The organism is Haloarcula sp. H-hyl6 (genome assembly GCF_056934455.1).
Map to the genome: position 1 here is coordinate 272,751 of NZ_JBRIIK010000001.1, position 14,025 is coordinate 286,775.

Genomic DNA, 14,025 nt, shown 5'->3' on the forward strand with positions numbered 1-14,025 from the left:
ACGGGCCATGCGAGCACCCACCGCACCACTCGGAAAGTCGTCGAGTCCGTAGAGACGGTATGGACCTGCTCAGGATGGACTGGCGCGACGTGGGGTTCGTCCACTGGCCGGTCGCGGCGGAGACGGTGGCAGCGACCCTGCCGCCCGAACTCGACGTCGACACGTTCGACGGGCGTGCGTGGCTCGGCGTCGTCCCGTTCGAGATGGCGGACATCCGACCGCGAGGGAGTCCCATCGGGCGGTCGTTCGGAGAATTGAACCTCCGAACGTACGTCACGGACGGCGAGACGCCGGGCGTGTACTTCTACAACCTCGACGCCGATGACGGACTCAGCGTCGGTATCGCCCGCCGGTTCTTCGAGTTGCCGTACTACCGCGCCAAGATGGAGGTGACTCGGTCGGGCGGGAACGTCCGCTTTCGGAGCGAGCGGACCGACAGTCGGGCACCGCCCGCCACCTTCGACGCGACGTACGGCCCGGCCGCGGACGGCCATACGCACACGCCGGACCCCGGGTCCCTCGAAGCCTTCCTCGTCTCCCGGTACCGCTTCTACGTCGCCGACGACAGTGGGACCGTCTATTACGCCGACATCGACCACGACCCGTGGCCGCTTCGAGACGGGACCGTCGACGTCCGACGGAACGACTTGTTCTCGGCCAACGGGTTCGCGGACCCGCCCGGCGACCCCGTCGTCCACTACAGCCCCGGTCTGCCCGTGACCGCGGGCCGACTCCGTCGGTACTGACCCCGGCCGCCAAACTGATTGTCGCGCCGACCCGAGAGAGCGTGTGTTCTCGGTCCGTCCACTCACGGTGGCGCTCTCGGACGTGTGGTTCTGCCACTGGCCGGTCGACCCCGACAGCCTCGACCGGTCGATACCGGACTGGTTGACCGTCGAGACGGCCGACGGCGACGCGTGGGTGAGCGCCGTCGCCCACACCGTCACCGGCGTCTCGTCGTTCGGTATCGACCTGACCGCCCCGGCCGAGGCGGTCAACGTCCGCACCTACGTCCGGGGGCCGAACGGCCAGCGAGGGGTTCGCTTTCTCGCCCTGTTCACCGACGACGAACTGACCGCCGCCACCTCCGGGCCGGCGCTCTGCCTCCCCTACCGCGACGGGGTACTCGACAGACGGCCGGACGACGAGTACCGAACCCGGCGGACACTCGACGTGGACGGCCGGCGTGCGCTGGACGTGCGCTACACGCCCGATGAGGGGTCGACGACCACCGCACCGCCGGACTCGCTGGCCGCCTTCCTCGTCGAACGCCAGCGGTACTTCACGACTGGCGGATTCGGCACGCGTCTCGTCGGGAGCGTCGGCCACGACCCGTGGCCACTCGCCTCGGTCGACGCCGACGTGAGGGGGCCGCTCCTGCGAACCCTCGGGTTGCCGGCACCGGAAGGGTCGCCGCTGGTCCACTACAGCCCCGGTACCGAACTCGGTCTGTCCCCGCCGCGACCGGTGTGGCTCGACTGACCCGAACTTTTACAACTCGCCGTTCGTGGAGAGTTGTAGACGTGAGAGACGTTGACCGGGCCAGCGGGTTGGCGGGCGTTGTATCGGTAGGGTTGACGAACGCGTCGATAGTGGCGGCGACGCTGGCGTCGCCGACGTTCGAGTGGACGGGGAACGCACTCTCGGACCTCGGGCAACCCGGCACCGCCGCGGCGACGCCGGTGACGACGCTCCTGTTCGACGGCGGCCTCGTCCTCGGCGGCGCCGTCGGCGTCGCGTTCGCGTACACCCTCTGGAGGAGGAGCAGGCACGTCGTCGAGACAGTCGCGGCGCTCCCCTTCGCGGTGTCGCTGGTCGGGATGGCCGGCGTCGGCCTGTTCCCGTCCAGCCAACCGCTCCACGCGCCGGCCGCGCTCACGCACTATCTGGCGTCGATGGTCGCCATGGCGGTGTACGGCGTCGGCAACGCTCTCGCAGGGGCCGTCCGCCGGGCAGCCGTGACGCTGACACTCGTGGCGGCCCACGTCGGGGTCTGGTGGTGGTGGGCGACCGCCGGGTCGCTGACCCGTGGCGGCCTCGCCATCCCCGAGTTCGCCGGCGCGCTGCTGTTCAGCGCGTGGGTCGTGTGGACGGCCCACTGGCACCTCCGGGGCGGGCGGGCCGGGTGAGTGGGTCGGCGACCCGTCCCAGTATCACGCGTGGTGACCGGGGCCAAACAGCTAAGACGACGCCCCGACTGGTCCACGCCGACATGGCTGCCATCGAGACGACGGGACTGACGCGTCGGTTCGGCGACGTCACGGCGCTGTCCGACCTCTCGCTGACGGTGGAGGACGGGGCGCTGTTCGGCCTCCTCGGCCCCAACGGCTCCGGGAAGACCACGACTATCGAACTGTTGACCGGGCAGCGGGAACCGACGAGCGGCGAGGCGCGAGTAGTCGGGCGCGACCCGGTGGCCGACCCGATGGGCGTCAGGCGGGCCATCGGCATCCTGCCGGAGCGCGAGGACCCGCCGAGTTTCCTCACGCCGCGGGAGTACCTCACCTTCGTCGGCGAGGTGCGGGACGTGAGCGACGTGGACCGGCGCATCGAGGCGTGGGCCGAGCGACTGGAGTTCGGGGGCGTCCTCGACGCCCTCTCGACGGGCCTCTCGGAGGGGGAACGCCAGCGCGTGATGCTCGCCGCGGCGTTCTTCCACGACCCGGAGGTGGTGTTCATCGACGAACCGCTGGTCAACCTAGACCCCATCATGCAGGAACGGGTCAAGCGCCACCTCGCGGAGTACTGCGAGCGCGGCAACACGCTGTTCCTCTCGACGCACTACGTCGACGTGGCCGCCGAGTTGTGCACCCACGTCGGCATCGTCGAGGACGGGCGACTCGTCGCCGAGTGCGACCCGCGGGAGATGACCGAGGAGGAACTGCTCTCGTACTTCATCGCGGAGGTGGGCGGGGAGAGCGCGGAGGTCAGCGCGTGACGGGCGCGCTGTTCCGCTGGATGGTCCGCGAGGAGTGGCGACTCCACAGCCACCTGTTCGGCGGGCCCCGATTCGCGGCCTTCCCGGTGGTCGTCGCACTCCTGACCGGTGTGGGGACGTGGCTCCTCTCGGTGACCGGGACGCCACCGCCGGACGTGGCGGGTGGACTGGTCGCGCTCGTCGGTTTCTTCGGACTGCAGGTCGGCACCATCGGACTGGTCGGCCGCGACGCTCTCCGGGACGTACTCGGCGACGTGACGCTGCTCGTGTTCTCGGCGCGGACCCTCCCGGTGTCGTGGCGGCGTCTGCTCGCTACCTTCCTCCTCAAGGACGTCTGCTACTACGCCGGCCTCGTCCTCACGCCCGCGGTAGTCGGCTACGGGGCCGTCGCAATCGCCTCGGGTGTCGCCCCCGCGAGCGTCGCGCGCCTGTGGGTCGCCGTCACCGCGGCGTTCGCCTTCGGCGCGTCCCTGAGTCTCTCGCTGGTCGCGCTCGCGGCCCGGAGCCGTCTCGCGTTACTCGGCGCGATAGCGGCGGGGGCGGCGGCCGTGGTCGCCGGTGTCCTCGACCCCGCCGCCTACACGCCCTACGCGCTGTACGCCGAGGGGTCCCTGTCGGCGGCGGTCCGCGGCCTCCTGCCGACCGTCGCGCTCGCCGGCCTCGGCGTCGCGCTGTTCGAACCCGTCGGCGACGACTCCTCCGGGCGTCACCGGCGGACCGACCGCCTGTTCACGGGCGTCTCGGACCCGCTGACGAGGCGCGCTCTGCTCTCGGTCGCTCGCTCGTCGGGGTCCGTCGGGAAGGTGGCGTTCTCGATGGGCGTCCTGTTCGCGGTGATGGCGCTCTTACTCGGCCGGGTGACCGCCGGGACGGGCGTCACGCCGCACCCGGGCATCGCCTTCGGGACGCTGCTCGGACTCGGCGCGTTCACGACGTATAGCTGGGTGACGCAGTTCGACTCGCCTCGCCAGTACCTCCGGTTCCCGGTGACCTACGCCGACGTATTCGCGGGGACGATGCGGGCCTACCTCGTGCTGTCGCTGACTGCGGGTGCGGGCTACCTCGCCGTCGCCGCGTCGTGGTACCCGGTGGGCCGTCTGGCCGTGGGCTTGCTCGTGATGCCCGGCGTCGCCGTCTACGTCTTCGGCGTCTCGGCGTACCTCACCGGTCTCGCGCCCAACGAACTGCTGTTCGACACCGCGCTGTTCGCGGCGTTCGGCGCGGCGCTGGCCGTCCTCGCAGTCCCCTTGCTGGTCGCCGCACTCGTCGTCAGCGTCGCGCCGCAGGCGGCCGTCGTGGGTGCTCTCGCCCTCTCGGTCGCAGCCGGTGGACTCGGGTGGGCACTCGCACGGCGGGCCGGCCCGCGCTGGGAGCGACGGCTTCGAAGCGCGTGACGCGGTCACGAGCGGTCGCGCTCGCCTAGTCCCGTTCGAGGCGAGCAGCGTAGAGGTGGAGCCCTGAGAGAGGTTTTTCCGTCCCGACTCCCTACCGCAGTCGATGACACTGCGAGGCGTCGTTCTGGACCTCGACGGGACGGTGTACCACGGCGACCGACTGCTACCCGGTGCCGCGGCCGCCGTCGACCGCCTGCGCGACCGCGGACTGTCTCTGTGTTTCTTCTCGAACAACCCGTTGCACGACGGCGGGGAGTACGTGGCACGGCTGAACGAGTTGGGCGTCGACGCTCGGACGGGCGAGGCCTGTTCGTCGGCCGTCGTCACCCGCGAGTACCTGAACGCGCACCACGCCGGCGACGGCGTCTTCGTGGTCGGGTCCGACTCGCTCAGGGACCGGGTTCGGGGGACCCGCGCTGAACTCGTCACGGACCCGCAGGCGGCAGACGCGCTGTTGGCCTCGTGGACAGACGAGTTCCACTACCGCGACATGGTCGCCGCGCTCCGGGCGCTGGACGACGGGACGCCGTTTCTCGGTACGGACCCGGACCCGACGTTCCCCGACGCCGACGGGAACCCCAAGCCGGGGTCGGGCGCGATAATCCGCGCCATCAGCGGCGTGGTCGAACGGGACCCGGACATCGTCCTCGGAAAGCCCTCCGACGCCGCCGTCGAGGCGGCCCTGGAGCGAGTCGGGTGCGCCCCCGAAGAGTGTCTGGTCGTCGGCGACCGGTTGGAGACGGACGTCGCCATGGGCGAGCGAGCGGGGATGCGCACCGCGCTGGTTCGAACGGGCGTGAGCGACGACGCGTCCGTCGAGCGCAGCGACGTGTCGCCGGACCACGTCGTCGATTCCCTCGCCGACGTCGACGCCGTCCTCGACGCGGCCGACTGACGCTCCTGTCGCCTCACCTACGTCTTTAAGCCGCGGGCGCCGCTACGTACGAGTGGTGATACCGATGAGCAAAGACATCCTGATGATAGTCGGTGACTTCGGCGAGGACTACGAGATAATGGTCCCGTACCAGACCCTGCTGACCGTGGGCCACAGCGTCGACGCCGTCTGTCCGGAGAAGGAGGCAGGCGACACCGTCAAGACGGCCATACACGACTTCCGGGGCGACCAGACGTACATGGAGTCGCGCGGCCACAACTTCGAACTGAACGCGGCGATGGCCGACGTGGACCCCACCGAGTACGACGCCCTCGTCGTCCCCGGCGGGCGCGCCCCCGAGTATCTGCGGACCCACGAACCGGTCATCGAGGCGGTACAGCACTTCTTCGAGGCCGACAAGCCCGTCGCGGCGCTCTGTCACGGCCCGCAAATTCTCGCGGCCGCGGACGTCTTGGACGGCTACGAGATGACGGCGTACCCGGCCTGCCGGGCCGAGTGCGAGGCCGCCGGTTGTTCGTGGGTCGACGGCGTGGTCCGCGACCGCAACCTCGTCACGGGACAGGCGTGGCCGGACCACCCGGAGTGGCTGGCGGAGTTCATGACGCTCCTGGGGGACGAAGTGAGCCACGGCGACCCGGCGGTGGCGGCGGACGACTGAACCGTCGGGAGAAAATACGGCGATAAGAACTGTTAGTCGGCTAATATTTGTAAGGGTCGCTACCCAACGTCGGGATAGAATGGCCGCTACTATCGCACTGCTCGGCCTGTTCGTGTTGGCCGGGATAACGGTCCCAGCCGTCGTCTACCTCCTCCGCAAGGGTCAACGGGACCGGCGGGTCAGGACGAATCGATAGCGGGCCGACGCGCCGGAGTCGGGCCGCTCAGCGCACCGCGACGCCGGCGTACGCTTCACCGAGTCAGGCCGAGCGCAGGCGATGCACCGCGCCAGTCGACCCGGAGACGCCCTGTTCGTTCGTCGTACAGACGAGGAGTTCCCCCGCCACAGTCCGGCCGAACGAGAGGACGTTCGACCCGAGTCCGTCACCGTCCACCGGAACAGCCCTCACCGGCCACCGGCCGTTCGCTCGTTCCGTGGCGACGAACAGGTTCCCGCGGGCCTGCCAGTCGGCGAAGACGTAGCGGCCCCGTAACGCCGGGATGGCGTCCCCCGCGTACAGGTAGCCGCCGATGACGGAGATGCCCGAGACGGCACCCCCGTCGTGTGGGTACTGGATTATCGGGTCGCGTAGCGGGGCCCCCTCGGACGTCTCCGTCGGACAGTCGTCCGCCCGGAAGCAGTTCGCGCCCTCCCGGACGTTCCACCCGTAGTTGCCGCCGCGTTCGACGACGCTGACCTCCTCCCAGCGGGACTGACCGACGTCGGCGACGAAGAGGCGACCCTCCGGCCCGAACGAGAACCGCCACGGGTTCCGGAACCCCCACGCGAACTGCTCCGGTAAGCCCGCCGTACCGACCAGTGGGTTGTCGTCCGGGACGGCGTAGGGCCGCCCGCCGTCGCCCTCGCTGTCCACGTCGATGCGGAGGACGCTCCCGAGCAGATTCTCGGTCACGTCCTGCCCGTTGCCGCCGTCGACGGCGTCGTACCAGTCGTCGACGTGGCCGCGCCCTTGGTCGTTCCCGCCGCCGCCGTCGCCGACGGCCACGTAGAGGTAGCCGTCCGGGCCGAACGCGACGGCCCCGGCGTTGTGGTTGCTCTGCGGTTCCGGAATCTCCAGTAGCGTCCGTTCGCTGTCGGAGTCGATGCTCCCGCCCGTGGCCGCGAACTCCGCGAGGACGAACGTATGCGAGTAGTTGTCGGGAGTCCCCTCCCGCCGCGGCGCGCTGTATCGGACGTAGACGCGCCCCTCACCGTCGTAAGCGGGGTGGAACGCGAGTCCCAGCAGTCCGCGCTCGTCGTAGCCGCCCACGTCGACCATGCGGTCGGTGAGGTCGAGCGCCACCCGTGGGTCGGCCCCGTCGCCGTCGACGAAGTACACCTGTCCCGCTTGGTCCGCGACCCAGTACTCCCCGGCGCGGGGCACCACCACGTCGAGCGGGGAGGTGAACCCGTCCGCGACGGGGACCGCGCCGAGTTCGAGCGAATCGAGTGGTGTGCCCGGCGTCGCCGTCCCGGCGGTCTGACCGCCAGTGGCAGTCTCCGTCGGGTCGCTGCCGGCCCCGCCGTCAGCGCACCCGGCGAGGGCAGTCAGGGCGAGGCCGGTCCCCCGGAGGAACCGACGCCGCGTCGAAGAGTCCATATCTCGGGGAGGCGACCCACCGGCAAGAAGATTGGGCGGCCCCGAATAAACTCAGAACAACGGGAGAGTGTATCGATGTCGAATCCTTTATCTAACGGCTCGCGCAATGGACAGAACGAGTCATGGTTGACAAAGCGGACCTTCGCGACCAGTTCACCGAGGCGTTCGAAGACGCAGACTACCCCATCTCCAGCCCAATGGACCTCGTCCCGGCGCTGCCGAACGGTCCGTCCACGAAGTTCGAGTCGGGCGACTTCTCGATGACGGCGATGGAACTCAACACCAAACTGAACGGGGAGTTCCCCTACGACACCGTCGACGCCTTCGTCGACGACGTGATGGAGTCGCTCGAGAGTCAGGACCTCATCTAACCGACGAGTAGCGAGGGCCGGGCGACGGCGACGACGACTGCGACGGCGAACACCCCGAGGGCGAGGACGAAGTAGTTCGCCAGCGTGTTGTCCGCCCGCGTCAGTCCCAGCGTGTACCGTTTCCCGGAGACTGGCCAGAACGGCGCGATACCGGCCGGCGTGACCACGTCCGCGAGGAGGTGGGCGAGGACCGCGGTCACCCCGACGACGCCGCCGAATGCCGCCAGTCGAACGCCCGTGTCTGGGCCGTTCCCCGTCCCGAGTAGCCACCCCACCCCGGCGAGCGCGACGCCCACTGCGGTGGCGAACAGGAGCGTGTGGGTCACCCCGCGGTGGCTGACGAACGGAATCCGCTGGTCGTAGTCGGGCACGGGTGCGAGCCCGAGCGACACCGCACCGCCGACCACCGCGAGGCCCGGCGCGTCGAGTGCGAGTAGTGCGAGGCCGATGGGTGCGTACACGAGCAGTGCCGCCCCGTAGTGACCGGTCCGATACATACCGTCGAGTGACGGCGCCAGCGGCTTGTAACTGGCGTGTGTCGCTTTCCTTGCAGTTTATGTGGGGCGCTTCCAAAGGCCCACTATGTTCCAGACGCCGGGGTTGGACCTCCTCGTCGAGACGTTCGGACCCTTCCTCATCCCGGCGACGCTGTTCGCCCTCGGCGCCGTCAGCTATCTCTTGTTGTGGCTGTTGACGCGTTCTCGCCGGGAGACGTACACGGCCGACGAGGAGTGAAAACCGCCGAGCCGCCTGTTTTACACCGCCACGCTTTTCCATTAGACACGTCTAATTCGCCGCATGCTGAGCGCGAAGATGGAGGACTACCTCAAGGCGATTTACCGGCTCGAACGGGAGGGCGAGCCGCCGGTCGCCACCTCGACCATCGCCGAGACGCTCGACGTCACGCCGCCGACAGCGACGAGCATGGTCGAGAAACTCGAAGAGCGCGACCTCGTCGAACGGGAGAAGTACAAGGGCGTCACGCTCACGCCGGAGGGGGAGACTGTCGCGCTCGAGGTCATCCGCCATCACCGCCTGTTGGAGACGTTCCTCACCGAGGAACTGGGCTACGACTGGTCGGAGGTCCACGAGGAGGCAGAGATACTGGAACACCACATCAGCGAGGAGTTCGAGCGCCGCGTGGCCGCCGCGCTGGACGAACCGGCCGTCGACCCGCACGGCGACCCGATACCCAACGACGCACTCGAACCCATCGACGACCGGATGGGGTCGGCCCTCTCGGACCACGGTGAGGGCGCGACCCTCGAAGTCGCTCGCGTCCGCGACCGCAACCCGGAGGAACTCACGTACCTCGACGAGGCCGGCATCGTCCCCGGGACGACGCTGGTCGTGGAGGAAGTCGCGCCCATCGGCATGGTGACGGTGCGCCTCGACAGCGGCGAGAGCGTCTCCCTGCCGGACCACATCGCCGACGCCATCCAAGTCCACAACCCCGAGGACGCCGTCGCGGACGGGGTGAGCGAGGTGTGAGCGAGGTCACGTGGCTCACCGTCGTCTTCGTCGCCGCCGGGGCGCAGTTGGCCGTCCTCCCCGGCGAGAAGGTGCAGTTCATCATCGCGGGCCTCTCGACGCGCTTCAACCCATATCTGGTCGTCGCGGCCGCCGGAGCGGCCTTCGCCGGGTGGACCGCGGTCGAGATTTGGCTCGGGCGGACGGTGACGACCATGCTCCCCGGCGTCTACCTCGACGCGATGACCGCCGTGCTGTTCCTCGTCTTCGCGGTCCTGCTGGTCAAGACGGCACCCACCGCCGACGCGCCCGAACGCGAACCGGCCAGCGGCGTCCTGACCGACGGCGGGGAACTGGACGTCCGCGTCCCCGGCACCGACTGGCGAGTCCCGAACAAGATGGGCGGGTTCCTCCCCATCTTCGCCATGATGGCCTTCGGCGAGTTCGGCGACAAGACCCAACTCATCACCATCTCGCTGGCGGCCCAGTACGCCGCGTTCCCGACGGCCATCTGGACCGGCGAGATGCTCGCCATCATCCCGGTCAGCATGGTCAACGCGCTGTTCTTCTATCGGTTCTCCCACGCCTTCGACGTGCGCAAGGCCCACTTCGCCGGCGCGGCGTTGTTCCTCTTTTTCGCCGCCGACTTCGCGGTGAGCGTGGTGTTCGGGTTCTCCGTGTGGGAGACCATCGTCACGACACTCGCCGGACACCTCCCCGTCTGAGCGACGGGAGACTCATTAATCGGGGGCGCGGACTGAGGGGTATGCGCGGACTCGACGACATCGACCGCGAGATAGTCACGCTCTTGCTCGACGACTCGCGCCGTCCGTTCAGCGACATCGCAGACGAGGTCGGTCTCTCGGCCCCGGCCGTGTCCGACCGGGTGGACCGCTTACAGGAGATGGGTATCGTCCGCGGATTCACGCTCGACGTCGACCGCTCGCTTCTCAGGTCGGGAGTCCCCGTCCTCGTCGAGATAGCAGCCGAACCGGGACGTGCGGCGGCCGTCCGGGAGGGTCTCTCCGCGGCCGACGCCGTCGAACACGTCTTCCGGACGGCAGACGGCCGGGTGACGGCGACGGCGACGGTGCCACACGGAGAGGTGGTCGAGATGCTGGACGCGCACCTCGACCTCGACGACGTCGACAGCTACGAGGTGCGTCTCGTCGCCGACAGCGAGTGGCAACCCGGCCTCGGAACCGCGGAGTTCGCCCCGGAGTGCGCCGAGTGCGGGAACACCGTGGACGAGGAAGGCAAGCGAACCGTCCTCGACGGGGACACCTACTACTTCTGCTGTGGGTCCTGCGAGTCGCGGTTCGTGGAGCAGTACGAATCGCTGAAAGAAGGCGTGTAACGTTCCTGCGGCCCGGTGCGAGGGTTCCAGTACACTCATTTGGCGTGAGCCCCGAGGAGACGGTAGTGAGCGATTCGCAGGGACCGGCCTCGACGGCGGACACCAAACCGACGGGACTGAGGGTCCGCCTGCGGGCCCTCTGGCGCGCGCTGGTCGTCGCGTGGCAGTTCGTCCCCTTCGTCCTCGCGTGGGGCCGCGACCGGAAGCGGTTCCTGCTGTTCGGCCGGTCACGGTCCGTGACGAGCGACGACCGTACCCGGCGGGCGCGGCGACTGAAGCAGACGTTTCTGGACCTCGGGCCGGCGTTCATCAAACTCGGGCAGATGCTCTCGACGCGGCCCGACGCGCTCCCGGCGGAGTACGTCGAGGTGCTCTCGGAACTGCAGGACAAAGTGCCGCCGGACCCGTGGGCCGACATCGAACCCCTGCTCGAATCGGAACTCGGCGGTCCCGTCGCGGAGCGCTTCGAGGAGTTCGACACGTCGCCCATCAGCGGCGCGTCGCTCGGACAGGTGTACGAGGCCGAACTGGACGGCCGACGGGTCGCGGTGAAGGTCCTGCGGCCCGGCATCAGGGAACGCGTCGAGTCGGACCTGCGCGTGCTGGCGGCGCTGACGCCGATTCTCGTCTCGGGAGCGGACCCGGGGCAGGCGTTCACGCTGGAGAACCTCACCGAGGAGTTCTCGGCGACGATTCGCCGGGAGATGGACTACGCCCACGAGGCCCGGATGCTTCGGGAGATAGGCGGGAGTTTCGCCGACGACGAGCGAGTGGCGATTCCGGACGTCGTCGAGAGCCACTCCACCGACCGCGTGGTGACGATGACGTACGTCGACGGGGTGAAAATCGACGACGTGGCGCGCCTCGACGAGATGAACGTCGACCGCGAGGCACTGGTCCGCCGCCTCGAAGAAGTCTACATCCAGATGATAGTCGAGGACGGACGCTTCCACGCCGACCCGCACCCCGGGAATCTGGCGGTCCAGCCCGACGGAACGCTCGTCTTCTACGACTTCGGGATGACCGGGCGACTCGGAGCGCGGACGCGCGAGCAGTTGATGGAGTTCTACGTCGGACTGGCGACGGACGACGTGGACCGGGTGATGGACGCCTTCGTCGCGATGGGGGCGCTGGACCCGATGGCCGACCGCGAGGTGATGCGCGAGGCGTTCGAAATCGTCATCGAGCAGTTCCGCGGCGAGGACATCAGCGAGTACCGCGTCGAGCAGTTGGTCGGCCAGTTCGAGAGCCAGTTGTACGAGTTCCCCATGCGACTGCCCCAGGACCTCGCGCTGGTCGTCCGCGTGACCACCGTGCTGGAGGGCGTCTGTCGCACGCTCGACCCCGACTTCGACTTCATCGAGATAATCACGGAGTACGTGATGGAACGGGGCGCGGCCGACGCCGGGGCGGCCGTCCGCGAGGAGGTGCAGGAGACGGTGACCCGGACCGCTCGCTCGGTCGTGACGACGGCCCCGAAAGCGGAAGCGGCGCTCGACACGGCCGTACGGGGCGAGTTAGTGCTGGAGACGGTGCTCCGAGACAGCGGCGGCATCGCTCGCCGCATGGCGTGGCGGCTGCTCCTCGGGTTCCTCGCCGCCGCCGGCATCCCCGTGGCGGCGTTCTTCTACGTCGACGCGACCCTGCCGTCGACCGCACTGGCACTGGGCGGGACGGCCCTCACACTCGGGGCGTTGGCGTGGTCGTTCCGCAGACAGCGCCGTCTCGCGCTCTCGACGCCGCAGTTCACCCGGTACGAGATGCGGCGGCGTGAAGAGGACGGCTAGTCGGCACAGCGGTCGCACGGTCGGTGTCGCGTCGTACGGCCTCGCCACGGGCCGACTCGCCTCACCGAGGCAGGCGGCGTCGGCTCATATTTCGTCGGACCTGCAACATAATTCTGGCTCTTGTTTGCGAACGGTCCGCTTAGCCCCCTCTCTCGCGCAGTTCTGTTCGATGCTATGCGCTACCGTATCTGAATCCGGTGGCAGTAGTTACTGTATTGCACAAAACACACAACACTTTTGTACGGACGACCGACTACGATGGGCACACGATGAGCGACAAACCGTTCACCATCCCCGACGACGTCTCGACGATAGCCCCGAGCGACCTGTACGACCGACTCGCCGCCGGCGAGTCTGTCGGCGTCCTCGACACGCGAGCGCCGGCGGACGTGGACGACTGGCGCATCGACGGCGACAGCGTCGAGTTCGGGAACGTGCCGTACTACGAGTTCCTGGACGACGTGCCCGAGAGCGCACTCGAAGACGTTCCGGACGCCCGGCCTGTCTACACCGTCTGTTCGGAGGGGAAATCGAGCAAGTTCGTCGCCGACGTACTGGACGACGCGGGCGTCGACGACGTGGCCGCCGTCGAAGACGGGATGGAGGGGTGGGAGACCGTCCTCGACGCGACGGAACTCTCCGTAGCGACGGACGCCACCGTCGTCCAGTTCTACCGCCCTTCCTCGGGGTGTCTCTCCTACCTCGTCGCGGACGGCGACGAGGCGCTGGTCGTGGACCCCCTCCACGCCTTCGCCGACCAGTACGCAGAGACGGCCGCAGAGTACGGTGTTGACCTCGTCGCCGCCGCGGACACGCACGTCCACGCCGACCACGTCAGCGGCGTCCGCAAACTGGCGCGGGACCACGACGTGCAGGCCCTCGTCCCCGCGCCGGCCGACGAACGCGGCGTCGACTACGAGCAGTCCTACGAGACGGTCGCAGACGGCGAGACCCTGACGGTCGGCGACGTCGCCGTCGAGGCCGTCCACACGCCGGGCCACACCAGCGGGATGACCTCCTACCTCGTCGACGACGCCGTCATCCTCACGGGCGACGGGTTGTTCGTCGAGAGCGTCGCCCGCCCGGACCTCGAAGACGGCGCCGACGGCGCACCCGAGGCCGCCCGCCAGTTGTACGAGACGCTCCACGAGCGGATTCTCCCGCTCCCGGACGACACCCTCGTCGCGCCGGGGCACGCGAGCGACGCCGCGGACAAGGCCGAGGACGGGACGTACACGGACACGCTCGGAGACATCGCCGACGCGATGGCGGCGCTGGACTACGACAGGGAAGCGTTCGTAGAGTTCGTCCTCTCCGACATGCCACCGCGACCGGACAACTACGAGGACATCATCGCCACGAACCTCGGCGACCGGACCGTCGACGCGGAGACGGCGGCCGAACTCGAACGCGGGCCGAACAACTGCGCGGCGACGACCGACGCGATGACCGAGGACTGAGATGGTCGCGAAGGCGCTGTTTCCCAACCGGTGGCACCACTATGCTCGGCGCATCCGCGCAGGGGTTCGTCCAGCCGAACGTCCCCGCGGTGGAC

At 69.0% G+C, this 14,025-nt stretch carries 16 protein-coding genes; 14 read left to right on the forward strand and 2 right to left on the reverse strand.

Annotated features, from left to right (window positions below; genetic code table 11):
- The first annotated feature begins 59 nt into the window (after nucleotides 1-59).
- From Hhyl6_RS01285 to Hhyl6_RS01315, 7 genes are all read left to right on the forward strand, one after another.
- Nucleotides 60-746 carry a YqjF family protein gene (locus Hhyl6_RS01285; RefSeq protein ID WP_483737411.1) on the forward strand — a complete coding sequence of 229 codons (687 nt, stop codon included), beginning with the start codon at nucleotides 60-62 and terminating at the stop codon, nucleotides 744-746.
- Between the two features lie 43 nt (nucleotides 747-789).
- Complete coding sequence (locus tag Hhyl6_RS01290) at nucleotides 790-1,482, forward strand: DUF2071 domain-containing protein (RefSeq protein WP_483737412.1); 693 nt, start codon at nucleotides 790-792, stop codon at nucleotides 1,480-1,482.
- 41 nt (nucleotides 1,483-1,523) lie between these two features.
- Complete coding sequence (locus Hhyl6_RS01295; RefSeq protein ID WP_483737413.1) at nucleotides 1,524-2,129, forward strand: DUF998 domain-containing protein; 606 nt, start codon at nucleotides 1,524-1,526, stop codon at nucleotides 2,127-2,129.
- Nucleotides 2,130-2,212: 83 nt separating this feature from the next.
- Complete coding sequence (locus Hhyl6_RS01300) at nucleotides 2,213-2,938, forward strand: ABC transporter ATP-binding protein (protein ID WP_483737414.1); 726 nt, start codon at nucleotides 2,213-2,215, stop codon at nucleotides 2,936-2,938.
- The gene (locus Hhyl6_RS01305; RefSeq protein ID WP_483737415.1) at nucleotides 2,935-4,332 is read left to right on the forward strand and encodes a hypothetical protein; all 1,398 of its coding nucleotides are present in this window, start codon (nucleotides 2,935-2,937) and stop codon (nucleotides 4,330-4,332) included. The genes Hhyl6_RS01300 and Hhyl6_RS01305 overlap by 4 nt, the downstream gene beginning before the upstream one ends.
- 103 nt (nucleotides 4,333-4,435) lie before the next feature.
- Nucleotides 4,436-5,227: an HAD-IIA family hydrolase gene (locus tag Hhyl6_RS01310; RefSeq protein ID WP_483737416.1), complete on the forward strand. Its 792-nt coding sequence runs from the start codon at nucleotides 4,436-4,438 to the stop codon at nucleotides 5,225-5,227.
- 64 nt (nucleotides 5,228-5,291) lie between these two features.
- Nucleotides 5,292-5,885, forward strand: a complete 594-nt coding sequence (locus Hhyl6_RS01315; RefSeq protein ID WP_483737417.1) for a DJ-1/PfpI family protein — start codon at nucleotides 5,292-5,294, stop codon at nucleotides 5,883-5,885.
- Between the two features lie 259 nt (nucleotides 5,886-6,144).
- Here Hhyl6_RS01315 and Hhyl6_RS01320 read toward each other — a convergent pair whose 3' ends face one another.
- On the reverse strand, nucleotides 6,145-7,485 hold the full coding sequence (locus tag Hhyl6_RS01320) for a PQQ-dependent sugar dehydrogenase (RefSeq protein ID WP_483737418.1): 1,341 nt from the start codon (nucleotides 7,483-7,485) through the stop codon (nucleotides 6,145-6,147).
- 122 nt (nucleotides 7,486-7,607) lie between these two features.
- Between Hhyl6_RS01320 and Hhyl6_RS01325 the strand changes: the two genes are divergently transcribed.
- A complete protein-coding gene (locus Hhyl6_RS01325; RefSeq protein ID WP_483737419.1) occupies nucleotides 7,608-7,856 on the forward strand; it encodes an MTH865 family protein in 249 nt (82 codons plus the stop codon).
- On the opposite strand, the gene Hhyl6_RS01330 is transcribed toward Hhyl6_RS01325, so the two are convergent.
- Complete coding sequence (locus Hhyl6_RS01330) at nucleotides 7,853-8,353, reverse strand: metal-dependent hydrolase (protein WP_483737420.1); 501 nt, start codon at nucleotides 8,351-8,353, stop codon at nucleotides 7,853-7,855. The two genes, Hhyl6_RS01325 and Hhyl6_RS01330, sit on opposite strands and share 4 nt — an antisense overlap.
- An 85-nt stretch (nucleotides 8,354-8,438) precedes the next feature.
- Between Hhyl6_RS01330 and Hhyl6_RS01335 the strand changes: the two genes are divergently transcribed.
- The 6 genes from Hhyl6_RS01335 to Hhyl6_RS01360 all read left to right on the forward strand — a co-directional run bounded on the left by Hhyl6_RS01335 (nucleotide 8,439) and on the right by Hhyl6_RS01360 (nucleotide 13,930).
- Nucleotides 8,439-8,591, forward strand: a complete 153-nt coding sequence (locus Hhyl6_RS01335) for a hypothetical protein (protein WP_483737421.1) — start codon at nucleotides 8,439-8,441, stop codon at nucleotides 8,589-8,591.
- 63 nt (nucleotides 8,592-8,654) lie between these two features.
- The gene (locus tag Hhyl6_RS01340) at nucleotides 8,655-9,347 is read left to right on the forward strand and encodes a metal-dependent transcriptional regulator (protein ID WP_483737422.1); all 693 of its coding nucleotides are present in this window, start codon (nucleotides 8,655-8,657) and stop codon (nucleotides 9,345-9,347) included.
- A complete protein-coding gene (locus tag Hhyl6_RS01345; protein ID WP_483737423.1) occupies nucleotides 9,344-10,051 on the forward strand; it encodes a TMEM165/GDT1 family protein in 708 nt (235 codons plus the stop codon). Before Hhyl6_RS01340 ends, Hhyl6_RS01345 begins: the two co-directional genes overlap by 4 nt.
- Nucleotides 10,052-10,092: 41 nt before the next feature.
- Nucleotides 10,093-10,683 carry an AsnC family transcriptional regulator gene (locus tag Hhyl6_RS01350; RefSeq protein WP_483737424.1) on the forward strand — a complete coding sequence of 197 codons (591 nt, stop codon included), beginning with the start codon at nucleotides 10,093-10,095 and terminating at the stop codon, nucleotides 10,681-10,683.
- 44 nt (nucleotides 10,684-10,727) lie between these two features.
- Nucleotides 10,728-12,470 carry an ABC1 kinase family protein gene (locus Hhyl6_RS01355; RefSeq protein WP_483737425.1) on the forward strand — a complete coding sequence of 581 codons (1,743 nt, stop codon included), beginning with the start codon at nucleotides 10,728-10,730 and terminating at the stop codon, nucleotides 12,468-12,470.
- Between the two features lie 269 nt (nucleotides 12,471-12,739).
- Entirely contained in the window at nucleotides 12,740-13,930 is a 1,191-nt protein-coding gene (locus tag Hhyl6_RS01360; RefSeq protein ID WP_483737426.1) for an MBL fold metallo-hydrolase, read from the forward strand.
- The last annotated feature ends 95 nt before the right edge of the window (nucleotides 13,931-14,025 follow it).